This is a genomic window from Bradyrhizobium sp. RT6a, from assembly GCF_040547675.1.
Lineage (GTDB): Bacteria > Pseudomonadota > Alphaproteobacteria > Rhizobiales > Xanthobacteraceae > Bradyrhizobium.
The window spans coordinates 51,121-75,138 of sequence record NZ_JBEPQC010000004.1 but is presented as its reverse complement, the minus strand read 5'-3'; the positions used below and the strand labels follow the sequence as shown (position 1 = coordinate 75,138).

Annotated in this window: 23 protein-coding genes; 11 read left to right on the top strand and 12 right to left on the bottom strand. The window is 64.2% G+C overall.

Annotated features, from left to right (window positions below; genetic code table 11):
* The first annotated feature begins 94 nt into the window (after window positions 1-94).
* Together ABIC03_RS22080 and ABIC03_RS22075 are read left to right on the top strand one after the other, a co-directional pair.
* Window positions 95-1,672, top strand: a complete 1,578-nt coding sequence (locus ABIC03_RS22080; RefSeq protein ID WP_354061032.1) for a cation:proton antiporter — start codon at window positions 95-97, stop codon at window positions 1,670-1,672.
* A gap of 80 nt (window positions 1,673-1,752) precedes the next feature.
* Complete coding sequence (locus ABIC03_RS22075; protein ID WP_354061030.1) at window positions 1,753-2,523, top strand: hypothetical protein; 771 nt, start codon at window positions 1,753-1,755, stop codon at window positions 2,521-2,523.
* Window positions 2,524-2,684: 161 nt separating this feature from the next.
* On the opposite strand, the gene ABIC03_RS22070 is transcribed toward ABIC03_RS22075, so the two are convergent.
* The 5 genes from ABIC03_RS22070 to ABIC03_RS22050 all read right to left on the bottom strand — a co-directional run bounded on the left by ABIC03_RS22070 (window position 2,685) and on the right by ABIC03_RS22050 (window position 7,821).
* Window positions 2,685-3,491, bottom strand: coding sequence for an SDR family NAD(P)-dependent oxidoreductase (locus ABIC03_RS22070; RefSeq protein ID WP_354061028.1), 807 nt, complete (start codon window positions 3,489-3,491; stop codon window positions 2,685-2,687).
* A 94-nt stretch (window positions 3,492-3,585) separates the two neighbouring features.
* Window positions 3,586-3,999, bottom strand: coding sequence for a DUF1850 domain-containing protein (locus tag ABIC03_RS22065; protein WP_502916948.1), 414 nt, complete (start codon window positions 3,997-3,999; stop codon window positions 3,586-3,588).
* On the bottom strand, window positions 3,960-6,068 hold the full coding sequence (locus ABIC03_RS22060; protein ID WP_354061024.1) for a TRAP transporter permease: 2,109 nt from the start codon (window positions 6,066-6,068) through the stop codon (window positions 3,960-3,962). The genes ABIC03_RS22065 and ABIC03_RS22060 overlap by 40 nt, the downstream gene beginning before the upstream one ends.
* Window positions 6,069-6,231: 163 nt before the next feature.
* Complete coding sequence (locus ABIC03_RS22055) at window positions 6,232-7,179, bottom strand: TAXI family TRAP transporter solute-binding subunit (RefSeq protein WP_354061022.1); 948 nt, start codon at window positions 7,177-7,179, stop codon at window positions 6,232-6,234.
* Window positions 7,180-7,341: 162 nt separating this feature from the next.
* A complete protein-coding gene (locus ABIC03_RS22050; RefSeq protein WP_275170857.1) occupies window positions 7,342-7,821 on the bottom strand; it encodes a hypothetical protein in 480 nt (159 codons plus the stop codon).
* A 194-nt stretch (window positions 7,822-8,015) separates the two neighbouring features.
* Between ABIC03_RS22050 and ABIC03_RS22045 the strand changes: the two genes are divergently transcribed.
* Window positions 8,016-8,318 (top strand): hypothetical protein, encoded by a 303-nt coding sequence (locus ABIC03_RS22045; protein ID WP_275170856.1) that lies wholly within the window; start codon window positions 8,016-8,018, stop codon window positions 8,316-8,318.
* Window positions 8,319-8,478: 160 nt separating this feature from the next.
* On the opposite strand, the gene ABIC03_RS22040 is transcribed toward ABIC03_RS22045, so the two are convergent.
* Together ABIC03_RS22040 and ABIC03_RS22035 are read right to left on the bottom strand one after the other, a co-directional pair.
* Complete coding sequence (locus ABIC03_RS22040; RefSeq protein ID WP_354061020.1) at window positions 8,479-9,693, bottom strand: hypothetical protein; 1,215 nt, start codon at window positions 9,691-9,693, stop codon at window positions 8,479-8,481.
* Window positions 9,694-9,763: 70 nt separating this feature from the next.
* Window positions 9,764-10,393, bottom strand: a complete 630-nt coding sequence (locus tag ABIC03_RS22035) for an NUDIX hydrolase (RefSeq protein WP_502916949.1) — start codon at window positions 10,391-10,393, stop codon at window positions 9,764-9,766.
* 65 nt (window positions 10,394-10,458) lie between these two features.
* On the opposite strand from ABIC03_RS22035, the gene ABIC03_RS22030 reads away from it, so the two are divergent.
* The 5 genes from ABIC03_RS22030 (at window position 10,459) to ABIC03_RS22010 (ending at window position 16,311) form a co-directional block, all read left to right on the top strand.
* On the top strand, window positions 10,459-10,884 hold the full coding sequence (locus ABIC03_RS22030; RefSeq protein WP_275170853.1) for a PaaI family thioesterase: 426 nt from the start codon (window positions 10,459-10,461) through the stop codon (window positions 10,882-10,884).
* Window positions 10,885-11,181: 297 nt separating this feature from the next.
* On the top strand, window positions 11,182-12,192 hold the full coding sequence (locus ABIC03_RS22025) for an aldo/keto reductase (protein WP_354061015.1): 1,011 nt from the start codon (window positions 11,182-11,184) through the stop codon (window positions 12,190-12,192).
* Window positions 12,193-12,205: 13 nt separating this feature from the next.
* Entirely contained in the window at window positions 12,206-13,519 is a 1,314-nt protein-coding gene (locus tag ABIC03_RS22020) for a tetratricopeptide repeat protein (protein WP_354061013.1), read from the top strand.
* A gap of 198 nt (window positions 13,520-13,717) precedes the next feature.
* On the top strand, window positions 13,718-14,293 hold the full coding sequence (locus tag ABIC03_RS22015) for a hypothetical protein (RefSeq protein ID WP_354061011.1): 576 nt from the start codon (window positions 13,718-13,720) through the stop codon (window positions 14,291-14,293).
* A 554-nt stretch (window positions 14,294-14,847) separates the two neighbouring features.
* A complete protein-coding gene (locus tag ABIC03_RS22010) occupies window positions 14,848-16,311 on the top strand; it encodes an ATP-binding protein (protein WP_354061009.1) in 1,464 nt (487 codons plus the stop codon).
* A 77-nt stretch (window positions 16,312-16,388) separates the two neighbouring features.
* Here ABIC03_RS22010 and ABIC03_RS22005 read toward each other — a convergent pair whose 3' ends face one another.
* Entirely contained in the window at window positions 16,389-17,948 is a 1,560-nt protein-coding gene (locus tag ABIC03_RS22005) for an oleate hydratase (protein ID WP_354061007.1), read from the bottom strand.
* A gap of 400 nt (window positions 17,949-18,348) precedes the next feature.
* On the opposite strand from ABIC03_RS22005, the gene ABIC03_RS22000 reads away from it, so the two are divergent.
* A complete protein-coding gene (locus ABIC03_RS22000) occupies window positions 18,349-18,918 on the top strand; it encodes a cysteine hydrolase family protein (RefSeq protein WP_354061005.1) in 570 nt (189 codons plus the stop codon).
* Between the two features lie 165 nt (window positions 18,919-19,083).
* Window positions 19,084-19,404 carry a hypothetical protein gene (locus ABIC03_RS21995; RefSeq protein WP_354061003.1) on the top strand — a complete coding sequence of 107 codons (321 nt, stop codon included), beginning with the start codon at window positions 19,084-19,086 and terminating at the stop codon, window positions 19,402-19,404.
* 56 nt (window positions 19,405-19,460) lie between these two features.
* Here the strand turns inward: ABIC03_RS21995 and ABIC03_RS21990 are convergent, their stop codons facing one another.
* From ABIC03_RS21990 to ABIC03_RS21975, 4 genes are all read right to left on the bottom strand, one after another.
* Complete coding sequence (locus tag ABIC03_RS21990) at window positions 19,461-20,732, bottom strand: flavin monoamine oxidase family protein (protein ID WP_354061001.1); 1,272 nt, start codon at window positions 20,730-20,732, stop codon at window positions 19,461-19,463.
* 10 nt (window positions 20,733-20,742) lie between these two features.
* A complete protein-coding gene (locus ABIC03_RS21985) occupies window positions 20,743-21,450 on the bottom strand; it encodes a RibD family protein (protein WP_354060999.1) in 708 nt (235 codons plus the stop codon).
* Window positions 21,451-21,469: 19 nt separating this feature from the next.
* Complete coding sequence (locus tag ABIC03_RS21980) at window positions 21,470-22,144, bottom strand: FABP family protein (RefSeq protein ID WP_354060997.1); 675 nt, start codon at window positions 22,142-22,144, stop codon at window positions 21,470-21,472.
* A 155-nt stretch (window positions 22,145-22,299) separates the two neighbouring features.
* The gene (locus ABIC03_RS21975; RefSeq protein ID WP_354060995.1) at window positions 22,300-22,560 is read right to left on the bottom strand and encodes a hypothetical protein; all 261 of its coding nucleotides are present in this window, start codon (window positions 22,558-22,560) and stop codon (window positions 22,300-22,302) included.
* A 226-nt stretch (window positions 22,561-22,786) separates the two neighbouring features.
* Here ABIC03_RS21975 and ABIC03_RS21970 point away from each other — a divergent pair, with 226 nt between their 5' ends.
* Window positions 22,787-23,989 (top strand): MFS transporter, encoded by a 1,203-nt coding sequence (locus ABIC03_RS21970; protein WP_354060993.1) that lies wholly within the window; start codon window positions 22,787-22,789, stop codon window positions 23,987-23,989.
* Window positions 23,990-24,018: the final 29 nt, after the last annotated feature.

Here is a 24,018-nt window from a genome sequence, read left to right as displayed (position 1 = left end):
CTCGCCACAGTTGGAAAGTCTTGAGTTAAGGTCCGGGTTGAGGTCTTGCCTTATGGCCGCACTATCCATCATACGGCCGGATTGGTGCTAGCTTGTGGCGCCGCTCAAATCGGTTTCGGGGGTCAACGTGTCGACATTCGAATGGATCATTGTGCTTCTGCTCGGCGCCGTTGCATTATCGGCGCTGGCGCGGCGGATCAAGGTCCCCTACCCGACCTTTCTCGCGATTGGGGGCGCGCTGATTGCGTTTGTGCCATCGAGCCCGTCCTGGACGCTGGAGCCCGATCTGGCATTGGCTCTTTTTGTCGCACCGGTCCTGCTCGATGCCGCCTTCGACACGTCGTTGCGCGATCTCCGCAACAATTGGGTTCCGGTCGCCACCCTGGTCGTCGCCGCCGTCGGCCTGACCACGGCCGCTGTGGCCTACGTCGCGCACCGGCTGATGCCTGACATGCCCTGGGTCGCCGCGGTTGCGCTCGGCGCCATCGTGGCCCCGCCGGACGCGGCCGCCGCGGTCGCGATCCTGAGCCAGGTGAAGCTGCCTCACCGCATGGTCAAGGTTCTGGAGGGCGAGAGCCTGCTCAACGACGCGACCGCGCTCCTGATCTATCGCATCGCGGTCGGCGCGGTCGCCACCGAGCATCTGGCATGGAGCCAGATCGCGCCGACCATGGCGCTGGCGCTGGTCGGCAGCGTCGTCGCGGGCCTGGTCGCAGGCCGCATCATCCCGCTGTTCATGGAACGCGTGAAGGAAGCGCCGAGCGCGATCATCGTGCAGTTCGCCACCACCTTCATGGTCTGGATTGCCGCCGAACATCTCGGGCTCTCCGGCATCCTCACCATCGTGGTCTACGGCATCACCATCGCGCGCACGGCGGGGGCACGCATGCCTGCGCGGCTGCGTGTACCTTCCTATGCGGTGTGGGAGACCATGGTGTTCGTGCTCAATGTGCTCGCCTTCATGCTGATCGGCATGCAGATGCGGCCGATCTGGACACGGCTCGATGCGGACGTGCGCTGGGAGTATTGCGTGGCCGCGGCCTGGATCCTGCTCACGGTGGTCCTGGTGCGCCTGGCCTGGATCACATTCTACCGCACGACGCTGCGCGCGCTGATCGCGCACGGGATCTATCACGCCAAGGACCCGAAGCAGGTCGCCTCGGCCAAGGGCGGCCTCATCATCTCCTGGTGTGGCATGCGCGGCCTCGTCACCCTCGCCACCGCCTTTGCCTTGCCGAAAAGCTTTCCGCATCGTGACTTCATCGTCTTCTCGGCGTTTGCCGTCGTGCTCGGCACGCTAATCGTGCAGGGCCTGACGCTGCGGCCGCTGATCCTGGCGTTCGGTCTCAAGGACGACGATCCCGTCGGCATCGAGGTCGCGCGCGCCCGCGCCGTCGCCTATCGCGCGGCGCTCGACGCGATCGAGGACGATCCGTCGGAGGAAGCGGAAATCCTGCGGCTCGAATATCGCGCCATCCTGATGCAGGCCGACGACGATCCCCATGGCGGCATCGCCAACGGCGAACTGCCCGCCGACCCGCTACGCCGTCGTGGAATCGCGGCCGCGAGAAAGTCGATCTTCGACCTTCGCGCAAAGGAAGTGATCGGCGACGATGCGTTCCATCGGATTGAGGAAGAGCTCGATCGCGCAGAATTGAGCGCCGGCGGTTAAAATCCTGTTGGACACGACCAGCGCCCTGCACAGGTGGTTAGGGGCTTGAACCAAACGCCATCTCTTCAGACACACTCCAGATGACGACCCTGATCGACGACCGTCGTGTGCGCGCGCAAGATGCGGCGCCCGCACGATATTTCTATCTCCACATGGCAATGGCCTGCGCGGCCACCGCTTTTCTCGGCTTCGCACCGACCTATTTTGTGCCGCTCGCGCAACGGACACTGTCCGCAAGTCCCGTCATTCATTTCCATGGTCTATTGTTCTTCACCTGGTCTCTCTATTTCGTGATCCAGACCTGGCTCGCCGCCTCAGGTCGCGTGGTCAATCACCGTGCGCTCGGCATCGCCGGCGTTTCGCTCGCGACCGCGATGACGATCTTCGGCTTCCTTGCCTCCGTGCATGTGATGCAGCATTCCGCGGCGCTCGGACAGAAAGAGGCCGGCATCGCCTTCTCGATCGTGCCGATGAGCGGGATCGCGTTCTTCGCTGGTGTATTCGTGCTGGCGATCATGAACACGCGAAAGCCTGAGATTCACAAACGTCTGATGCTGCTCGCGGCGGTCTCTATCCTTGATGCCGCGATCGCGCGCTGGTTTCTCACCTTCCTCGCACCTCCCGGACCGCCCGGGCCGCCGCCGGTGCCGGTCACGATCGCGCCGGCCGTGGTCGCCTCGCTGCTGCTCGTCGTCGCCATGGTGCGCGACTGGCGCACCGGGGGCCGCGTGCACCCGGTCTACATCACCGGCACGCTCGCGCTGCTGGCGGTGAAGGTGCTGAACTGGCCGATCAGCGAAACGGCGGCATGGCATTCACTCGCCGGCGGGATTCTCGCGCTGGCGCAATAAAGCAGCCCACGTAACCCGTCACCCTGAGGCGGCCGCTTCTTCAGCGCCCTCGAAGGGCGACGGCCCGGCTGCATCGTGGCCGCTCATCCTTCGAGGCTCCCCATGGCGCGCGTTGCGCCCCATGGCTCGCACCTCAGGATGACGGAACTGACTGAAGTGCTTTAAGCCCCCGCCTTGCACGTGATCCCGCCGTCCACCACGAGCTCGATCCCCGTCACATATTTCGCTTCGTCCGAGGCCAGAAACAGCGCGGCGTTAGCGACGTCGAAGGCGTCGCCCATGTGGCCCATCGGCACTTGCGCATCGCGCGCCCGCCACATCGCTTCGACGTCGCCCTTGGCATAGCTGGCGGCGAGACCGGCGGAATGCTCCACCATCGGCGTCTTCATCAGGCCGGGCAGGATCGCGTTGACGCGGACATGGTGGCGCGCGAATTCGATCGCGGTGGTGCGCGTCATCTGGTTCATCGCCGCCTTTGAGGTGCCGTAGGTGACGTAGGAGATGCCCATGTGGCGGATCGAGGCGATCGAGGAGATGTTGATGATCGAGCCGCCGCCCTGTTTCACCATCAAAGGGATGACGTGCTTCATGGCGAAATAGGCGCTCTTGAGGTTGACGCTGAAGACGCGGTCCCAGCTCTCCTCGGTCACTTCGACGACGCTGCCCATCTCGGCGATGCCGACATTATTGTCGAGTACGTCGATGCGGCCGTAGGCCTTCAGGCACGCTGCGACCATCGCCTCGACCTCGCGCTCATGCGAGACGTCGGTTGTGAACGCGCTCGCCTTGCCGCCTTCGTCCGTGATGATCTTCGCGGTCTCCTCGGCGGCCGCGCCGTTGCGATCGACGCAAAACACCTGCGCGCCCTCGCGTGCAAAGGTCACCGCGGTGGCCTTGCCGTTGCCCCAACCGGGTCCGATCGAGCCGGCGCCCACCACCATTGCAACCTTGCCCTTGAGCCGATCCATCGCGTGTCTCCCGTGTTGTTGTTCTTTGTAGCCCGGATGGAGCGCAGCGCAATCCGAGGTCGCTTTCCCCAGATTGCGCTGCGCACCATCCGGGCTACGGATCTTTGCAGACGCTCATCTTTGTGACGTTAGCACCAATGGGATGACCGACAATCTCGGACAACGTCCGGCACTTGCCGTCATGGCATAGCCGCCATTCGCCAGCCGCGCCCGAATTGCCCAGCACGACCTCCGGCATTGGCGCCCGCGCGGGCCTCCACTGAAACCAGCCGTCGACCAGCCGCGCCTCGGGCGGCGGCTCCATGCCGGGGCCGGTGCCCTTCACGCGGGCCTGCGTCAGTTCGAGCCCGGCGGGGGTGACGCGCCAGTCTTCCTGCCAGTCGACCTTCGCGATCGAATGCGTCCACACCAGCGTGAACGCGGACAGCGCCAGCGCCTTCACGCCTGAGGCTGTGACGAAGCAGAGGCTCACACCGCCTCGACCGGCGCCGGCGGACGCTGCCGCCACTGCCACAGCACGATCGCCGCGGCGAGCAGGAAGCCCGCGGTGTCGCTGAACGGGAAGTCGCCGAGCAGGCACAGCGCGCCAGCAAGCGCGACGACACGTTCGAGCAGCGTCAGCCGCGTGAACAAAAAGCCGATCGCGACCATGCCGAATAGGGCGATCGCCACCAGGGCCTTCAAGGCCGCCAATGCCACCGCGCCGTAGAAGCCGAGCTTGGCAGCCATGGGATCGCCGGCCTGCAGCATCAGCGCCGGCGAATAGACGAAGATGAAGGGGATGACGTAGCCGGCGAGCGCGATGCGCATCGCCTCCCAGCCGATCTTGTCCGGGTTTTCCTTCGCGATCGGTGCTGCGGCTAACGCTGCCAGTGCCACCGGCGGCGAGAGGTCGGCCATGATGCCGTAATAGAACGCGAACATGTGGCTCGCGATCAGCGGCACGCCGAGTTTCGCCAGCGCGGGCGCCGCGAGCGCTGCCGTGATGATGTAGGTCGGGATGGTCGGGATGCCGGTGCCGAGCAGGATCGACAGCAGCATGGTCATGATCAGCGCCAGGAACAGGCTCTTCTCGCCGAGGCCGATCACCCAGCCGCCGAAGATGGTTCCGACGCCGGTCTGCGACATCATGCCGATGATGACGCCGACGATGGCGCAGGCCATGCCGACGGTGATGGCGGATTTCGCGCTTTCGGCTAGCGCATCGCGGCAGGCGCGCAAGGCGGAAAATCCGCCACGCACGAACGCAGTGATCACGATCAATGCGACGACGACGCAGGCGACCGGCACGATCTGAAGGCCGTCGCGCGACAGCGCGGCAACGACGAGCGCGAGTCCGATCCAGAAGATGTAGCGGATCGCCATCGAAGACGCGCCCGTCGTGATGGCGGTCCCAAGGATCAGACCAACTGTGAGCGCGAGGCCCATGCTACCGGCATAGAGTGGCGTAAAGCCTTCGAACAGCATGTAGACGAGGGCTGCGAGCGGCAACACGAGGTACCAACCCTTCACCAGCGCCTTCCAGGCGCTCGGGGTCTCCGACTTCTTCATGCCGGTGAGGCCGTGCTTGCCGGCTTCCAGATGCACCATCCAGAAAGCGGAGGCGAAATAGAGCATCGCGGGAATCGCGGCCGCCTTCACGACCTCCGAGTACTGCACACCGAGCGTCTCCGCCATGATGAAGGCAACCGCGCCCATCACCGGCGGCATGATCTGCCCACCCATCGAGGCCGTCGCCTCGACGCCGGCCGCGAACGCGCGGCGATAGCCGAACCTGATCATCAGCGGAATGGTGAACTGGCCGACGGTGACGACGTTGGCAACGCCGGAGCCGGAGATCGTGCCCATCATGCCCGAGGCGAACACCGCGACCTTGGCCGGGCCGCCGCGGGTCCTGCCGAATAACCCAAGAGAAACGTCGGTGAAGAGCTGGATCATGCCGGCGCGCTCCAGGAACGAGCCGAACAGGATGAAGAGGAAGATATAGGTCGCCGAGACGTAGATCGGCACGCCGTAGAAGCCCTCGGTGCCGAACGACAGATGCGTGACGATCTGGTCGAAATCATAGCCGCGATGGTTGAGCGGCGACGGCAGATACTGGCCGAAGAACCAGTAGACGAGGCAGGCGCCGCACATCAGCGGGAGCGCCGCGCCCATCAGCCGCCGCGTCCCCTCGAAGATCAGGACGGCGAGCAGCGTGCCGACCATAAGATCGAGGCGCGTCGGATCGCCGTCACGCGCGATGAGATCCGCATAGAATATCCACTGATAGAGCCCGCACAGAAAGCCGGCGCCGCCGATCAGCCAGCCGATCGCGCGGCCGAAATCGCTTTTGGCGGTGAAGTTGCCGATCAGGCCGAAGGTGAGGAGAATGAGGAAACCGACGTGGACGCCGCGCACCACCTGGCTCGGCAGATAGTTGAAGGCCGCGACATAAAGCTGGAAGGTCGCGAAGGCGATGCCGCTCCAGTACGCAAGAGCGCCCCACCAGCCCGGGCCAAAGCCTTCCGGAAAACCGTGCTCGAAATTGTCGAACTCGACCTTGATGGGCGCTTCGCTGCCCTCTGCTTGCAACATCGATATGTCCCCGCGCCGATCGCCGTGGCGCTTATAACATTGCACAGCGCCTCCAGACCGTCATGCCCGGGCTTGTCCCGGGCATCCACGGACTTTCTCGCCTGCTCTTAGAACGTGGATGGCCGGGACAAGCCCGGCCATGACGTCCGATAACGAGAGCTGATTACTTGATCAGCCCTTTTTCCTTGTAATAGCGGATCGCGCCGGGGTGCAGCGGAACCGGGCTGCCGCTGGCGGCCGTCTCGAGCTTGATCTCCTTGCCGGCCGCATGCGCGTTGGCGAGCTCGGGCAGCGACTCGTAGACCAGTTTTGTCATCTGGTAGGCGAGATCGTCCGACACCGCCGAGCTGGTGACGAGATAGTTGACCACGGCCGCGGTTGGCACGTCCTTGTCCTGCCCGGTGTAAGTATTTGCGGGAATGGTTGCCGCGATGAACGGCAGGCCGATCTTGTCGACGGTCTCCTTCGGCACCGACACCACAACGATCGGGCTCGAGGTCGACAGATCCTTCAGCGAGGCCACGCCAAGGCCGGCCGATTGCAGCGTCGCGCCGAGCTGGCGGTTTTTCATGAGATCGACGGATTCGGCAAACGGCAGATACTCCACCTTGCCGAGATCCTTGTAGCTCATGCCGGCCGCCGCCAGGATCGCGCGCGAATTCAGCTCCGTACCAGATTTCGGCGCGCCGACCGACAGGCTCTTGCCCTTGAGGTCCGCCAGCGTCTTGATGCCGCTCTCGGCGGTCGCGACGATCTGGATGTAGTTCGGATAGATCGCGCCGATGGTCCTGAGCTTGTCGAGCTTGGTCTTGAAGCCCGCCTCCTCCTCACCGTCCCAGGCGGCTTTCAGCGAGTCGCCCAGCGTGAACGCCAGTTCGCCGCGGCCCTGCTGGAGCAGGATCAGATTCTCGACCGACGCCTTGGTGGCCTGCACCTGCGTCTTCACGTTCGGAATCTTGTCGCCGTAGATCTTCCCGATCGCGACCCCGAGCGGATAGTAGACGCCGGAGGTGCCGCCGGTCAGCACGTTGATGAAGGATTGCGCCTGCGCGCAAGGTGCCGACGCCGCCAGAGCAAGAGCCGTGGCCACGCCGAAAATCGTCCGTTTCATGATCTTTCTACTCCCCAAACCGGCCGGGAAGTTGGCCGGATGAGGGGTGCGGGTCAACCCATCCAAAAGTCAAACAGGACTGCGATAAATGGCTGTCCTGGCTCGATTTTTGGGGAACCCGGCGAGTGCGGCGAGGTGGCGCAGTCAGGTCTGGTCAGCCCCTCACTGGAAGGCCATGTCCAGGCATTTGGAGATGTCGGAGCCGAGGCCGGAGGAGATGATGATGCAGCCGCGCACCTTCTGCGCGCTGACGTCGGCGGCCCAAACCGAGTAGCCACCAGGGCCGAAGAACGAATTGGTGTTCGGCGGCTCGGTCTCGGTGGCGTCGAAATCGTAGTGGCCATCGGTCTCAAAGATGCGCGGCTTCTTGGTGCAGGCGCCGTCGGTCTGGACGTTGATAACTTCCTTGTTGTCGCGGGTCAGCGCCAGCGAGACCTGGCAGCGGAAATATTCCGAGGTCTTGGTGTTGAAGAGATAGGTGTAGGACTTGCAGGTCGCGGTGTTCAGCTTGCCCGGAGCCAGGCCGCGGCTGCACGAAATCCTCTGGTTGTGGCTGAGCTGGTAATCATCGGCCCGGGCGGCCGGCGCGAGTGCCGTCAGCAACAGGCCGGCGGCCCAGCAAGCTTTAATGACGAGGTTCATTCGAATCATCCCCTACCCAATGTTTTTGTCGAATTGCGTTCTAGACGGAAAGCGGAACATAGTCGCGCGGGGACGAAGGGAAAATCACAAACTGCTCGGCAAGACGTGATGCGCTGCGGCGCTTTCGCAAATTGACCTGCAAGCGCCGTTCGTGATTTGTTCAAGCCGGGAGCCTCGATGGGGAGGATAGGGTGATGGCATTTTCGACAAGAATTTTTTTGGTGACGGCCGTGCTCGGCGCGTTCGCTACACCCGCATTGGCGCAGACCGCTGCAACACCTTGGGAGCTCAAGCCCGACACCGGCTACGCCTATGACAAAGACGGCAAGACCCTTTCCTACAAGATGGGGACCAGCAATGCCGGCGAACTCCTGAAAGGCGCCAAGAAGGTGCCGAAGGGCACGCTGTTCTTCCTCGGCCACAACGGTCAGCTCTACATGCGCAGCGGCCCGTACCTGGAAGGCGACGGCAAGTTCAAGTTCGGGTCGGATCAGTAGGGCGGGTCGCGGCGACGCCACGCATTGCTGTCGTCCCGGCGAAGGCCCGGGACCCATACCGCGTGATCCCTCGATTGCGGACGGTCGCAGTACCGAACGACTGTCCTCCCAAACCACGCCCTGTGGTGATGGGTCCCGGCCTTCGCCGGGACGACGCCGTCTAAAACGCCCCCGCCAGCTCCCGCGCGCCGGCGTTGTTGCTGTTGCTGTCCATCCTCGTATCCGTCACCGCCAGCAGCTTCGCCACCGTGTTGTGGCGGATCGCGACCGGGTTGCGCTCGTAGCCGCCGCGCTGGAAGAAGTTCGAGGTCGGCACTTGTTCGCGCATGGCCTGCGGCATCGTCACCATGTCGAGGCCGGTGCCGTCGCCGGTGAGGTTCATCATCTCGAGTTCGGCCGCGCTGAGCGGGCGGCTATAGCCCTTGGCGCGCGCGAACAGCACCGAGGTGAGCAGCTTGTGGGTCTGCAGCATCGGCCCGATATCGATGTCGAGCACCATGGCATGCATGGCCCAGCCCTGCGCGGTATTGCCGATCTTCTCGTGCTCCGACCAGGTATCGGGCACCGACTTGGCGTGCGCCACCATTTTTTTCAGAACGGTGAGCTTGTGCTCGAGCGACTGGCGCGCCGGGCTCGAGGTCCTCGCCACCTTATCAGAGAGCGCGCGGATGAATTCATGGCCTTGCTCGGCCAGCAGCTCGACGCTGTTGGTCGTCAGCAGCTGGTTGTAGCCCATCGCGGTCGAAATGGCGCGCTTGCCGCCATGCTCGATTCCCGCCTGCACGTCGTAACTTCCGGTGCCGCCGGTCTCGAACGCATAGACCCGCACCGCCTGCTCGCGCGTCAGCCCCGAGGCCAGCGCGTAGCGTGCATAGACGCGCTTGAATTCGACTTCGCTGGCCGGCCGCTGCGGCGTGAACTGATAGAGTTCCTGCGCCGCGCGCAGCAGATCGGCGACCACGGGGATCGGCTTTTTGGTCGGGCGGTCCGGGGTTTCCTCCGGCTCCGGATTCACCGGCCGTTTCGGCCCGTTATAGAGCGGCGGATGCTCCAGCACGTAGTCGTCGAGCGTGACCTGCTGACCGTTGCGCCGCTTGGCGTTGCGACCTTTCCGCTTCTCGGAGATCTGGCTCCAATAGGCGCCGGCCTCCTCGTCGAAGGCTGCACGCGCCGCCTGATAATCCTGCAGCTTGCGGCGATATTCGAGCACGGCGGGCGACGCGCCGCCTTGCGCGAAAAACTGCGACAACAGTTGGGCTTTGGCATTGCGGACGGCCGGCGGCAGCGCGTCGGATTCGCCACCGCGCGCGGCAGGCGCGAGCAGGACGAGCGCGAGTGGAACCAGTCTCACGGCAATTCGAATCGATCGATGCATGCTGCCCTCTTAGCAGGCATCCGGTAACTGTCACGTTAACGCGCCGTTTACTTCTTTTTCGCCCCCCGCGTCACTTCCAGGCGAATACCGGCTGTTCCAGCTCGGTGACGCGGGTGTGCCGTCCTGCCAGCACTTCGCGGAACTGATAGATCAGCGCCGCCGTCGGTGCGTGGATCAAGCTCGACTGATGATGGAAGCGGATGACACGGCGCGTGCTCTCGGGGATCGCGACGAAATCGAACGCATCTTCGCGCTCGACCGCCCCAAGCGCGATGCGATGGACGGACGCGACCTCGTCCGGGTTTGGTTTGATCGCGGCACTATCAGCGGCCCAAACCACGACCGGCGTGATCAGATAGCCGGAGCGGGTCGGATAATCGTCGAGCGTGCCGAGCACCTCCGCGCCGGTGAGGCGCAGGCCAAGCTCCTCGTCGAGTTCGCGCAGCGCCGCCTCGACCGGCGTCTCGCCGGCATCGCAGCGTCCGCCGGGCAGAGCCCATTGACCACGATGGGCGCGCAGATGCGATGCGCGCAGCGTGAGCAGCAACGCCGTGTCATCGCCCTCGCTGGCCGCGGTCAGCGCAATCACCACCGCAGCACGCTTCAACGCCGCCGGCTGCTCGTCCTCCGGCAGTCGCGTGAAGGCCGCGCAGGCAGCCGCGATATTCCGCCGTGTGGCATCGTCGAACGGTCTCATGATGCTTGACTACACCACGTCCGGCCCCGATGAAATGAGTTCGCAAGACCCTTTCAGGAATGGACGACATGACCAATAAGACAGCCGCACGGCTGAAAGCAGACGGCTGGACCATCCTGGAGACCACGGGCTTCATGCATCTGATCGGCCCTCTGTGGGAGCGCAAGGTCGACGGCCAACACGAATTCGCGCTGGCGACAGAAGACAAGCATCACAATCGACGCGGCATGGTCCAGGGCGGCGTGATGATGACGTTCGCGGACCGTACCTGCGGCATGACCGCCCGCTACGTCTCCGGCAAAGAGTTCATGGCAACGGTGCAGCTCGACACCCATTTCGTCGAAGCCGGCCAGATCGGCGATATCCTGATCTCCCGCCCGCGCGTGGTGCGCGCGACGCGCAGCCTGATCTTCATGAGCACGGAGGTCAGCGTGGACGGCCGTTGCGTGGTGATGGCCAATGGTGTGTTCAAGATTTTGAAGGGGCCGGGGTAGGGTCCACTGTCGTCCTGGCGAAAGCCAAAACCCATTACCCCAGGGAGACGTCGTGCCGCGAGCAGCTCACCGCGAATCTTCGTCAAATCTCCTCTCGGGGCAATGGGTCCTGGATCGGCGCTCCGCTTGTCCAGGACGACGTTGACGAGCGACGTGCTTCCCAAGCTCGTCATTGCGAGCGCAGCGAAGCAATCCAGAATCTTTCCGTATACGCATTTCTGGATTGCTTCGCTGCGCTCGCAATGACAGCACTGGGCCGCTATGCTGATGCCACAAGAAGCAGCAAGGACGCGCCCCATGCAATATCGCCAGCTCGGCCGCAGCGGCCTGAAAGTATCGCCGATCTGTCTGGGCACGATGATGTTCGGCGGGCCGACCGATGAAGCCACATCGAAGCGCATCATCGCGAAGGCGCACGAGGCCGGGATCAATTTCATCGACACCGCGGATGCCTATTCGAAGGGCGCATCCGAAGAGGTCGTGGGACGCGCGATCGGCAACAACCGTCACGCCTGGGTGCTCGCCACCAAACTTGCGAACCCGATGGGCACCGATCCCAACCGTGTCGGCCTGTCGCGGCGCTGGGTATTGCAGGCAGCGGATGAGAGCCTCAAGCGGCTCGGCACCGATCACATCGACATCTATTATCTGCACAAGGAAGACCACACGACTCCGCTGGAGGAGACGGTGCGCGCGATGGGCGATCTGATCCGCGCCGGCAAGGTGCGCTATTTCGGCGTCTCCAACTACCGCGCCTGGCGTGTCGCCGAAATCTGCAACATCTGCGACCGGCTCGGCATCGACCGGCCCGCGGTGAGCCAGCCCTATTACAACGCCATGAATCGCATGCCCGAAGTCGAGCACTTCCCGGCCTGCTCCTATTACGGCCTCGGCATCGTGCCCTATAGCCCGCTGGCGCGCGGTGTGCTGACCGGCAAATACAAGCCCGACGAAGCTCCCGACAAGGAGACGCGCGCAGGCCGTAACGACACCCGCATGATGCAGACCGAATGGCGGCCGGAATCGCTCCAGCTGGCGCAGGAGATCAAGACGCACGCCGAGAAGAAAGGCATCACCGCCGGCCAGTTCGCGGTCGCCTGGGTGCTGAACTCCGCCTTTGTCTCCTCGATCGTTGCCGGCCCGCGCACCGAGGAGCAATGGGACGGCTACACCGGCGCGCTCGACTATCGCTTCACTGCGGAGGACGAGGCGCTGATCGACAGACTGGTCGTGCCGGGTCATCCGTCGACGCCGGGCTACAACGACCCGGCCTATCCGATCGAAGGACGTCGCGCGCGAACGGCTTGAGACGGAGACAGGAATGGCCCTCGAAGATCGCTACGGCCTGCCGATCACCACCTCTTCGCCTGAGGCGGCATCCGCTTATCGCGAGGGCATCGACCTCATGCTCGCGGGCTGGACCGGCACGGCAGAGATGCTGGAGCGCGCGATTGCGGCCCATCCGGATTTTGCGCTGGCCCATATCGCCCGCGCCCGCCTGCATGGCTTCTATCAGCAAGGCGATCTGGCACGGCAGAAGGCGGCACTCGCGCGTGAGCTCGTGGCGACACGCGGCACGGAACGCGAGCGTTCGCATGTCGAGACGCTGGCGCTCGCAATCGAGGGCCGGCTGCCCGAGGCGATCGCGGCGACGATGAAGCACGTCGAGGCGTGGCCGCGCGATGCATTGGTGCTGTCGCTGCCGCTCGGCGCCTTCGGCCTGTTCGCGTTTTCCGGCATGGCCGATCACGACCGCGCGCGGCAAGAGCTGTGCGAGCGCGTCGCGCATCACTATGGCGAGGATTGGTGGTTCCTCACCATGTACGGCTGGGCAATGACCGAGAACGGCAATGTCGGTCGCGGCCGCGGCGTCACCGAGCGCGGCTTCGACCTGCGCCGGCAGAATGCCCATGCCGCGCACGCCGTGCTGCATGCGATGTTCGAGGACGGTTCGATCGAAGCGGCTGACCGGCTCGTCGACGACTGGATCCCCAGTTACGACCGCGCCGGCATCTTGCACGGCCACATCCGCTGGCATCAGGCGCTCGGCGCACTGGAGCATGGCGATGCCGCGCGGGCGCTCGCGATCTATGCCGATGTGCTGCAGCCGAAGGCGACACAGGCGCCGCCGCTGAATGCCGTCACCGACAGCGCGTCACTGCTCTGGCGCCTTTCGGCTTACGGCCACGCCGTGCCGAGAGCGCTCTGGGTCGAAGGCGATGCCACCGCGCAAAAGCTGTTTCCGAAATCGAGCCTGCCCTTCGCCGATATCCACATGGCGCTGTTCGCGGCAGCGACGCAAAATCGCGAGGCACTCGCCACACGTCTTGCCGCGATCGAGCAGCGGCTCGCCGATGGCAAGCTTCCGGCCGGTCCCGTGGTGCCCGCGGTCTGCCGCGCGCTGGCAGCCTTTGCGGACGAGGATTACGCGGCATGCGTGCAAATGCTCGCGCCGGTTCTCGGTGAGGTCGTGCGCGTCGGCGGCAGCCACGCCCAGCGCGAGTTGATCGAGGACACTTTTGTCGTTGCCCTCATGCGCGGCGGCGACCTGCGGCGCGCCCGCGCGCTGCTCGACGCGCGCCTGCACCGCCGTCCCTCCCTGCGCGATACACGCTGGCGGGCGACGATGGGCTAGCTCCGCCACGAAAAAAACACCGGCCGGGCGGCAATTGCCGGTCGGGAATAGGTTGGGCGATATGGACGAATCGCCGTTGAGGGTGGCGCGGTGGTATTTCAGACGAATTCGGCAGAACAAACGGGATCGCAACCAATTTGCGGTTCGCTGGTTATTGGACGGAACTTTTCCGGGGTTCCCTGGCATGTGAGCCTTCCGATGCGCCTCTGCCGACCAGTCTTCACCGCCGCCCTCATGGCCTTGGCAAGCCCTTGTTTTGCCGAGTCTTCCTTGTCGATTCCCGTCAACAACCCTCAGGCCCCAAACGCTTACGTCGACCTGCTGGCGCTGATGTCCGGCCACTGCAAGACGCTGAAGGTCGCCGGGCGTACCTTCGCCTGCAAGACGGTCGCCTACGCCCATGGTGACAAGGGCCGGGTCAATTTCGCGGTCGCGGTCGACGATCCCGCCGATGACAATCACGTCGTGTCGTTCTCCGGCGAGAACGGCAAGCGCGCCGACGACAACTCCTACGAGCTGCCGATCGACCGCATGCTGCTCAATTCCAAGGACCGCCCCAAGGTCGACGGCCTGCCGGTGCCGGCCGAGCAGACCTCCACCGGCCTCTGCCGCCAGACCGGGAATTTCGCCGCCAAGAAGGTGACTGACGTCACCTGCTCTGCCACCGACAGCGAGGGCCGCAGCTACGAACTGCTGTTCGTTTCCGACGGCACGCCCGTGAGCGTGCGTCGTATCAGGCAGTCGGCGCCGTCGATCCAGGATCCGTTCAAGTAGCGACCCTTCTTCGCTCTGGAGGCGGGCGAGGCGAACTGCCGCCTGCGCGGCTCAGCCGGATCAAATCCTTTCGTTGAAACTTCGGAACCGGCAGGTATGCTCGGATGCGTCCTCATTGAGGAGGCGCCCGTTGCAGACACAGGCAGGCACAGAGTCCAGCAATGCGGATGGTCATAGCGATCAAGCGGCTCCTGATCGTCTGCCTGTTCGCAACCCTGGCACATGATTGCCCTGCAGCCGACGGTCCGGGGCAGCGCTCGATCCTGGTGCTGGAAGACGCCGACTTTCGTTCGCCGTTCTATTCGGAGATTTTTGCCGGTATCCGCACCGCGGCGAAGGAAAATGGACAGATCCATACCGTGATCTACGGCGAAAGCCTGGATCTCGCCCGTTTCCCGGGACCGGACTACGAGGAGAGCCTGGTCGGTCATCTCAAGACCAAATACGCGCACCGGTCGATTGACGTCATCGTCTCGATCGGCGTCGCGTCGGCGAGATTCCTTCAGGGGCGCAAGCACGACATCTGGCCCGCCGCACCCGTGGTTTACGGCTTCGTGCCCGATCTGCCCGAGACGCGCGCACTGTTCCTGCCCGGCACGACCGCAATCTTTGCCAAGGTGTCTCCGGCGCAGATACTGACTGCGGCACGCGCGGTCGTTCCCGACTTGACCGGTGTCGTCCTCGTTGGCGATGCATGGAAAAATCCGCTGATATATGGCCACTGGAAACAGGAATTCGCGGCCACGATGCCGGATCTCAAGATTATCGATCTGTCCGGCATGGTGCTGCGGGAGGTGCGCGAACGGGTCGGCTCCTTGCCCCCCGGCTCTGCAATTCTGACCTCGGCGATGTATTCCGACGGCGAAGGCACCCACTATTTGCCGGCCGCGGCGCTTGCGCGTGTCGCCGAGCGCGCGAACCGCCCGATCATCATCACCTCCGATACATTTCTCGGGCGGACGGGAGTTGGCGGCTTCCTGCTGCTGCCCGAAACCATCGGACAGGAAGCCGGCCAATTGGCAATGCGTATTCTCGGCGGCGAATCGCCGTCGAGCATCCCGCCCGTTGCCGGGGACAACGTGAAGCCGATCTTCGACTGGCGGCAGCTCAAGCTCTGGAATGTGGACGAAGCCCATCTGCCTCCGGGCAGCGAGGTGCGTTTCCGAGAACCAAGCTTCTGGGAGCAGTATTACTGGCGCGTCATGATCAGTGTCGGCGCGTTGCTGGTGCAGACGACGATGATCGCCATCCTCCTGCGCGAGCGCAGACTGCGATTCCTGGCGGAGATCGAGGCACGCCAACGCATGTCGGAGCTAGCCCACATGAATCGCCTTGCGACCGCGGGCGAGATGTCTGCCACGATCGCGCATGAGCTGAGCCAGCCGCTCGCCGCCATTCTGATCAATGCTGAGACCGCCGAGCAGGTGCTGCAGACACCGGCACCTGACCTCGGCGTAATCAAGGACATACTGGGTGACATTCGCCGAGACGATATGCGCGCCAACGAGATCGTCGTTCAGGTGCGCTCATTTCTGAAGAAGGCCCGCACAGAGCGGCGCGAACTCGAGCTCAACGCGACGGTCGGCGAGGTGTTTCGATTCCTTTCCGTACAGGCCCTGACCTACGACGTTGCGCTCGCGACGGATCGATCGTCCTCGGATATCCGCGTAACTGCCGACAAAGGGCAGCTCCAGCAGGCTATTCTGAATCTGGTCATGAATGCCATCGAAGCGGTGACCGATCTGCCGGAGGATCGGCGACGCATCGTCGGTCGAACCAGCCTTGCGAACAATCAGGCCATGATCTCGATCGCAGATGCCGGCGACGGCATCCGCACAGAAAAGATAACCGAAATCTTCAAGCCGTTTTTCACAACCAAGACGCAGGGGATGGGCATCGGCCTCTCGATCACGCGCACCATCATCGAGGCACATGGCGGGCGCATCTGGGCCGAGAACGCCCCGACAGGAGGCGCCGTCTTTCATATCAGCCTGCCACTGGCTGTGGCGCGATCGTGAGTCGGGGCGTTCTTCCGCCAGACGTCAGCCATCAGTCGGCGCCGTCGATCCAGGATCCGTTCAAGTAGCTCCACCCGTCACGTGAACGCCTTTTCCAGCGTCGCGAAGATCACCGCGAGCGATTTGTCGTGCCGCGTCACCGGCGGCACCGGGCGATCAATCTTCATCAGCTGATAGACCGCCATTTGGGCCGCGCGCACCGAATATTCGACGGTGAACACGACGTCATCGGGGATTTCGACGAACTGGCTGACGAAGGCGAGATTGACGGATTTCCTCGGCACCGGCAGCGGCCGGTCGGTCACGGTGCGCGGCATGAACATGCTGGTGATGTAGGGCATGCGGCAGGGAACGCAGATCGCATCCTCGAACACGCCAACGTCGAAATTCAGGTGACCGCAAAGCTCCTTCAGGAGGTCGGCGCCGCCGCAATCGGACATCGGCTTGGCCACGAAATTGCCGACGCGGTCGGGATGCAGCGCATAGCCCCAGAACACCTGCACGTTCTTCGGCTGTCCGGCGAAATGCGGATGGTGATACAGCACCACCGACATCAGCCAGTTGGAATCCTTGAACGTGACGAGGCCGCCGGCGCCGGCCTTGTTGCCGGAGAACGCCTCCATCTTGTCGAAGAAGCGCGGATCGCGGCAGGTGACAGTGAATGACAGCCAATAGGATTCCGGGATCGACGCGTTGAACGCGGACGGCTTGCCGAATTCGGGACGTCCGTTCGCGATTTTCTCCCACAGCGCCCAACCCTGGCTGTCGGACCTGGTCAGGCGCGGAGCCGGCTCGGTCATCGAGCCCAGGCTCGAGGCGTCCGTCATCGAGCCGTTCTGAAAGAACACGAGGTCGCCGTCCTCGAGCCGGACATTGGCGGTGCGGCCGTCGCGGTCGAGGACGAGCTGGCGCACCCGCAAGCGTCCGTCCTCGCTCTCGATCGCCATGTCGGTGACGGCGGTGCCGCGCACGAATTGCACGCCCTGCCCCTTGAGCCAGCCGGCAAGCGGCCGCACGATCGCGTCATACTGGTTGTAGACGGTGCGCTTGACGCCGGCGAGAGTCTCGATGCGCGGGAATTCGTTCATAAAGCGATGCAGATAGCGCTTCAGCTCGACCGCGCTGTGCCAGGGCTGGAAGGCGAAAGTGGTCTGCCACATGTACCAGAAATTGGACTCGAAGAATTTGGGCGACAGCCAGTCGGTGATGCGGCTGTTTCCCAGCGTCTCCTCCGAGGCCTCCGTGAGCCGCAGCAGCTCGAGCCGGTCGCGCGCGGAAAATCCCATATGCGAGACGTCGAGCTTGAAGCGGTTGCGATCGACCAGGCGCGCCCGCGAATGCGCGGGGTTCTCGGTGTTGAACGCGACGGTTTCCTCGCGCACGCTGAGGCCGGGATGTTCGAGCGAGGGAATGCTCGATAGCAGGTCCCAGGTGCATTCGTAGTGATCGGTGGTGAGCATGCGCCCGCCGCGCAGCGAATAAGCGCCGTTCGCGAGCAGCGCGCCGTCGAGGCTGCCGCCGACCAGCGGCTGCGCCTCGTAGATCACGATGTCCCGCCCCGGCAGCTGCGCGTCACGAACGAGGAACGCCGCGCCCGCGAGCGATCCAATGCCGCCACCGATGAAATACGCCTTCATGTCCTGCCTCGATCTGCAATTTCGAATTTTCGCGGCGACATTGCATGGGGAGACACTGGCCTGAGTTGCGCTGGATCAAGCGCAACGCGCATGAGGATCACGTTGAGTTGAGCGATCGACTGATCAACCCCGGCAGCGCGACTCTCGTGTCCCGGACGCGCTGCAATGCTCTCGGCGTGCTGCGCAGAGCAGGGACCCAGAGCAGGGACCCCATGCCGCACAAGATCCCGCTGGAGACATGGGCCCCGGCTCTGCAGCGCACCGTCGAAGAGACGCTGCGCTGCGTCCGGGGCACGAGGCGTCGCGAAACGAGGGAAGATTGGCATTGCGTGTTGTCACTATCGCCTCGCATAGTCGGCGCAGTAAGCAAATCTGCAGGTAAGTCTGAAAGCCGCCCCTCATGTCCCTCGCCCTTCCCGCCCTCATCGTCGTCGACGTCCAGCATGCGTTCGACGAATGGGAGGCGGCGGGCAAGCAGCGCAACAATCCGGAGGCGGTGGCGCGTATTGCCGATCTCCTGACGGCCTTCCGAACGAGCGGCGCGCCGATCTTCCACATTCGTCATGAGGGCACCAAGCCGTCCTCCTCATTTCTGCCTAAGAGCTCCGGCTATGCCGTCAAGGACGAGGCGCGCGAGCGGCCGGGCGAGATCGTGATCGTCAAGCGCGTCAACAGCGCCTTCATCGGCACCGATCTGGAAAAGCGCCTGCGCGCCGGCAACATCGGCACGCTCGTCATCTGCGGCGCCACCACCAATCATTGCGTCGAGACGACGACGCGGATGGCCGGCAATCTCGGCTTCGACACACAGCTGGTGCGCGACGCGACCTGGACGTTCGAACGGGTCGGGCCGGATGGCGACAGGCATTCTGCCGAGGAGATCCATGCGATGACGCTGTCGAACCTGAACGGCGATTTCGCGCGCATCGTCACCACCGATGACGTGATTGCGTCATTCGCGGCAGAGTGATGGCAGAGCTGCGATCGACGCCCGTGATGCGACAATAAATCCCACGAGATGCACGCAGCCGCGCGAATCGGAGGCCCATGAAACTGCGTCGTTTCGACGCCCGCACTGGCCGGAACGCACCTGACGACCATGTGTTGTCACACGACATTCAACTGGAGTGATGACATGAAGTATCTCATTGTCGCGATAGCCGTCGGTGCTGCGGCGCTTGCCGGAGGATCGGCGGCGAACGCGGCCAATTATTCAAGCGCGAAACAGAACGCGCCAGCCGCCCAGTCAACCGATATCAGCGCGCAGCACAGGCACCACCATCACGGCCATCGCCATCACTGGCGTCCTCACCACCATCACGGATTTCATCGTCCGCACTACCGGAGCTACGGCTATTATCCTCGGCACCACGGATATTACGGCGGCGGACCGTACGGATATTACGGCGGCGGCGGTCCCAGCGTGACGTTCGGCTTCGGCGGCAGCCGCTGGTAAGACGAAAGGCAGCAACACGAAAGGCCCGCGAAATGCGGGCCTTTTTGCTCGTCAGCCTATCCCCGCAAGATCATCTCCGCCGCCTGCTGACCGCTCGCCAGCGCGGCCTCGACCGTGCCCATGTCGGCTCCGCGATAAAGCGCCTCGCCGGAGAACAGCACTGGTCCATCGCCCCGACCTAGGATCGTTTGCGCCTCGCGTGTTCGCGGCGTCGCCCAGGAATAGGCGCCGCGCGCGTAGGGATCGTGCGCCCAGTTTGTCGCAGCGGCCGCAGTGAGCTCGCGCGCGAGGTCCTCGCGCGACAGGGCGAAGACAGCAGCAAGCGAATCGAGCCCCGCATCGATCAGCGCTTGCGGGTCGAGGTGCGCCAGCGCTGCCGTGCGCGGGCCGCCGAACCATCCGGTAAGCACGAGATGCCGGTCCGGGTATTGCGTCCACCACACCGGGATGAGCTGGTCGGACAAAAGGAAGCTCATGTCCGCGAGCTCTTCCTTGCGTTCGCGCCACCATGGCCGCCTGAAGCGCAGCAGGATCTTGATCACGTTACCGAAGCCGATGTCGTCGGCCGCCGCCGCCTTGGCGCGCGCGCGGCCCGGCAGCCCGATCTCGCGCAGCAACGGCAACGGAACAGTGAGGATCACGCGATCACAGCCATGCACGTCGCCGCCGACACAGCGAACGGCGATCGCGCCGCCCTCCTCCTCAATCGCCGACACCACGCAGCCGAAGCGAAAAATCACGCCAAGCTTGCGGCACTGGGCCGTCAGGAAGTCGATCATGGCTCCATAGCCGCCCTGGACCCGCGCCTGGGGTGAGTGCCCGCCAGCCATCCATTCCTCGCGCAGCGCCAGCGTGGAGGCGCGCTCGGGGTCGGCCGCATCGTAGCCCTCGACCATTCGCTCGATCGAATGGCGCAGCCGCGCATGCTGATCCCCGGCAAAATGCCGGCGCAGGAATTCGGCGACGGTGAGGTCGTCGTTCAATTCCCGAACCACGGCGTGCAGCTCAGCCTCATGCGGATCGTGACGATCCTCGCGCATGATGTCAGCGCCATCAAAGCTCCACCGCTCGCCTTCGATCTCTTGAAGAACCATCCCGGCCTCACGCAGCAACGCGCGCGTGACCGGCGCCTCGCCGTGGACGAATTCGGCGCCGCCATCAGCGGGGTAGCCGAACTCCGAAGCAGGCAGCGGGTGGATGCGGCCGCCGCAGCGCTCGCGCGCCTCCAGGATCGTCACTGTCCTCCCGGCGCGCGCCAGCTCGCGCGCCGCCATCAGGCCGGCCGCGCCGGCACCGACGATGACGATATGCTCTGATGTTGCGGACATCTCGGTGCTGTTACTTGCCCACGGCCTGCGGATCGTTCCGGATCAGACAGCGCAGCAGCAGGACGCCGCCGCCGAGATCCCGCGTGCTCTCCAGCGTCATCGCGGTCAGCGGTGCACGCCGATCCCCGTCAGCGTCCGTGGAATCGAACACGAAGGGCGCGCCCTTGGCGCCGTCGATCGCGGGACTGAGGATCAGGTTGAACTCGTCGATCAGACCGGCGCGCAGGAACGCGCCGTTGGCAACGCCACCGCCCTCCACCAGCAGGCGCTTCACGCCGAGCTCGCGGTTGAGAATGTCCACCGTCAGCGCGAGATGGATCTCGGACTTGCCGGCAAAGATATAGGATACCCCCTCGCCGCGGAGCCCGGCGAGATGCGAATCGGAGACGCTCTCGGTCAGCACGACGACGATCTGATCGCCGCCGATATCGGAGCGGCCCCAGCCGATCTTGCCCTGCGCATCGAGCACGACGCCATAGGTTTTCGCGTCGCGTCGCGCGAACCAGTTTTCGCGCGGAAATTTCGCGTCTACCGTGGGATAAGGCTTGCCCTTGGCGAACTCCGAGCCGGTGACGCGGCCGATCACCCAGGCATCGCCGCCGAGCTCGTCATGGATCTTCTCGAACCAGTCCGTCCCTGCCCCCTGCGGGCGCCAGCGGCTCGGATGCGTGCGGCCGTCCAGACTCGAATGCATCAGACAGATGACGTAAGGCTTCATGCGCATCTCCAGGCCGCGCTCAGGCTGCCGGCTCACTGCCCTTCTCATTTCCCTTGGCGCGATCGTTCACGATCACCGCGAGGGGATTGAGCTTTGGCGGCGCGACGAGTTTGAGCGTGTTGGTGTCGCGGTGGTTGAACGGCGCGCCGCGCACGAACAACTCGGTCTGGATCAGATAGGTCCAACTGCCCTCGTCGTTGAAGGTGATGTCGCAGCGGTAAGCATCGGTGCGGAACGCTTGTTCCAGAAAATCAGTCGAGCAGATCCCGTAAGCGGTGTCGCCGCGCTTTGCGGTGACGGAGATCTCTTTGTCGTCCGGCCCGGCCTTGCCCGACGCCAGCAGCACCTGCCCGCGCGGGATCGCCAGCGTCTGCATGATCAGCCCGGTCTTGGGCTCCCACAACCAGTAGCCGACCTGGTCGTGGAAGGTGATGTCTTCCTCGGGCGTGTTGATGTGGATGTGATAGCGCAGCCCATAGAGCAGCTGCGGCCCGTTGGCCTGGGGATCGATCGGATCCATCCGGATGCGCTCGATGAAGGTCCGCCGCTCCGGCCCCTCCGCCTTCGGATTGATGTCGATCCCCTTGTCGGCCTGCCAGACGCCGGCCAGAGGGCGGAGCGGGCCGAGATTGGCAAGGCCGTCGGGCGAGACGTCCTCGGGTTCGGTGAAGATATCGGCGGGAAGGGGGAGCATGGGTGTCCTCGCATCGTTGCGAGGCAGCAATAGCATGAGAGCGCGGGCGTGGCTCGTTCTCAAGCCTCACAATCGGGAATGGACATAGGCGCCACGCGCAGCCGATCCGCGAAGCGGAGCCGAACCGACTTGGTTCGGCCCGGTCGCAAAGACGTCTAGTGGCGGTGGTCGCGGACGATGGACGTCGCGTTCAGGGTTGTCACGACGTTCGCCAATGCGGTCGCTGCGAGAGCCACGAGGATGTCGTTGCGCATGTCACGATCCATCATGATGCGGCTGCGTCCGGCTGACGGCCGCCGCAGCCGCGAGTGGTGGGTCGGTTGCGCTTTCGCCGTGCCGCTGAAGCCGCACAGCAGCAATCCAATCGAGAGGACCGCGACAGCAAGACGCGCAACGAAGCCCGACGACAACGTCATGACCATGTCCTCCCAGATGTGAGCAGGGCGATTGCATATGAAGAACGATATGGCTGGAAGCCCGCCTGCGGCCGGCGTTCATGACGGCTGATGGGGCCCGCCGCCCCGGCAAGGCCTGGAACCAACCCGATCAGCGTTCGTTAAACTCTCGTCCGCGCCAGAACGATTGGCTGAAAGGATCATGTCCCACCCGCCGTATTCCGGCTGAGACCCCGTTTTGGTATCGATGACATCGCGGTCCCCCTCCTCGTCTCGTATCTGGCCCCTGTTTGCTCTCAACTTCTTCATGGCCGACATGCAGTCGGGCATCGGCCCTTTCGTCGGCGTCTTCCTCCAGGAGCGCGGCTGGGCGACCGGGCTGATCGGCACCGCCATGACGATCGGCAATGTCGCGGGCATGCTGGTCACGACGCCGATCGGCGGCTTCATCGACGCCACGCGCAACAAGCGCATGTGGGTCGTCATTCCCGGCATCTGCGTAGTGCTCGCGTCCGCGATCATCCTGATCTCGCAGAATTTCTGGGCGGTGACGTTCTCGCAGGTCGCACAATCGCTGGCGAGCGCCGCGATCGTGCCGGCGGTAACTGGCATCACGCTCGGCATCGCCAAGCAGAAGGGCTTCAACGCGCTCAACGGCCGCAACCAGGCGTTCAACCATGCCGGCAACATGGTCGGCGCCGCGCTGTCGGGCTATCTCGGTTACAAGTTCGGCTACGTCTCGGTGTTCGTGCTCGCGGCAATATTCGGCGCCATCGCGATCGCCTGCGTGATGATGATCCCAGCCAAGGCCATCGACGATCGCGCCGCGCGCGGCAGCAAGGAGGACGATCCGGACAGCGCGCCGGACGCGTTCACGATGCTGCTCAAGCACCGCGCGCTACTCGTGCTGGCACTGGCGCTCGCGCTATTCCATCTCGGCAATGCCGCCATCGTGCCGCTCTATGGCCTGGCGGCGGTCGCCGAAGGCCAGGCCAACGGACCGAGCTTCGTCGCGACCACCGTAGTGATCGCACAAGGCGTCATGGTCATCACGTCGCTGATCGCAATGAAGGCGGCGAGCAAGCGCAACTACTGGCCTATCATCCTCGTCTCCTTCATGTTCCTGCCCATCCGCGGCGTGCTCGCATTCTTCGTCACGGGATGGTGGGGCGTCGTACCGATGCAGGTGCTCGACGGCCTCGGTACGGGACTCCAGACGGTTGCCGTCCCCGGCATGGTCGCGCGCTCGCTCAACGGCACCGGCCGCATCAATCTCGGCCAGGGTGCCGTGATCACCGTGCAGGGCATCGGCGCGAGCCTCAGTCCCGCGCTTGGCGGCTGGATCGCGCAATGGATCGGCTACGGCCCGACCTTCCTGCTGCTCGGCGGTTTTGGCCTCGCGTCCATGGCGCTGTGGTTCGCGTTCGGCGCCCACGTGAAGAAGTATTGAGGCTTCCTTCTCGCTCTCCCCGTTCTTGC

Bases quoted from the DNA above. Each gene is read 5' to 3' on its own strand.
- ABIC03_RS21990 (WP_354061001.1), bottom strand. From the start codon at position 20,732: ATGTCCGCAACATCAGAGCATATCGTCATCGTCGGTGCCGGCGCGGCC.
- ABIC03_RS22020 (WP_354061013.1), top strand. From the start codon at position 12,206: ATGGCCCTCGAAGATCGCTACGGCCTGCCGATCACCACCTCTTCGCCT.
- ABIC03_RS21980 (WP_354060997.1), bottom strand. From the start codon at position 22,144: ATGCTCCCCCTTCCCGCCGATATCTTCACCGAACCCGAGGACGTCTCG.
- ABIC03_RS22015 (WP_354061011.1), top strand. From the start codon at position 13,718: ATGCGCCTCTGCCGACCAGTCTTCACCGCCGCCCTCATGGCCTTGGCA.
- ABIC03_RS22040 (WP_354061020.1), bottom strand. From the start codon at position 9,693: ATGCATCGATCGATTCGAATTGCCGTGAGACTGGTTCCACTCGCGCTC.
- ABIC03_RS21970 (WP_354060993.1), top strand. From the start codon at position 22,787: ATGACATCGCGGTCCCCCTCCTCGTCTCGTATCTGGCCCCTGTTTGCT.
- ABIC03_RS22050 (WP_275170857.1), bottom strand. From the start codon at position 7,821: ATGAACCTCGTCATTAAAGCTTGCTGGGCCGCCGGCCTGTTGCTGACG.
- ABIC03_RS22030 (WP_275170853.1), top strand. From the start codon at position 10,459: ATGACCAATAAGACAGCCGCACGGCTGAAAGCAGACGGCTGGACCATC.
- ABIC03_RS22070 (WP_354061028.1), bottom strand. From the start codon at position 3,491: ATGGATCGGCTCAAGGGCAAGGTTGCAATGGTGGTGGGCGCCGGCTCG.
- ABIC03_RS22045 (WP_275170856.1), top strand. From the start codon at position 8,016: ATGGCATTTTCGACAAGAATTTTTTTGGTGACGGCCGTGCTCGGCGCG.
- ABIC03_RS22000 (WP_354061005.1), top strand. From the start codon at position 18,349: ATGTCCCTCGCCCTTCCCGCCCTCATCGTCGTCGACGTCCAGCATGCG.
- ABIC03_RS21985 (WP_354060999.1), bottom strand. From the start codon at position 21,450: ATGAAGCCTTACGTCATCTGTCTGATGCATTCGAGTCTGGACGGCCGC.
- ABIC03_RS22005 (WP_354061007.1), bottom strand. From the start codon at position 17,948: ATGAAGGCGTATTTCATCGGTGGCGGCATTGGATCGCTCGCGGGCGCG.
- ABIC03_RS22075 (WP_354061030.1), top strand. From the start codon at position 1,753: ATGACGACCCTGATCGACGACCGTCGTGTGCGCGCGCAAGATGCGGCG.
- ABIC03_RS22025 (WP_354061015.1), top strand. From the start codon at position 11,182: ATGCAATATCGCCAGCTCGGCCGCAGCGGCCTGAAAGTATCGCCGATC.
- ABIC03_RS22055 (WP_354061022.1), bottom strand. From the start codon at position 7,179: ATGAAACGGACGATTTTCGGCGTGGCCACGGCTCTTGCTCTGGCGGCG.
- ABIC03_RS21995 (WP_354061003.1), top strand. From the start codon at position 19,084: ATGAAGTATCTCATTGTCGCGATAGCCGTCGGTGCTGCGGCGCTTGCC.
- ABIC03_RS22060 (WP_354061024.1), bottom strand. From the start codon at position 6,068: ATGTTGCAAGCAGAGGGCAGCGAAGCGCCCATCAAGGTCGAGTTCGAC.
- ABIC03_RS21975 (WP_354060995.1), bottom strand. From the start codon at position 22,560: ATGACGTTGTCGTCGGGCTTCGTTGCGCGTCTTGCTGTCGCGGTCCTC.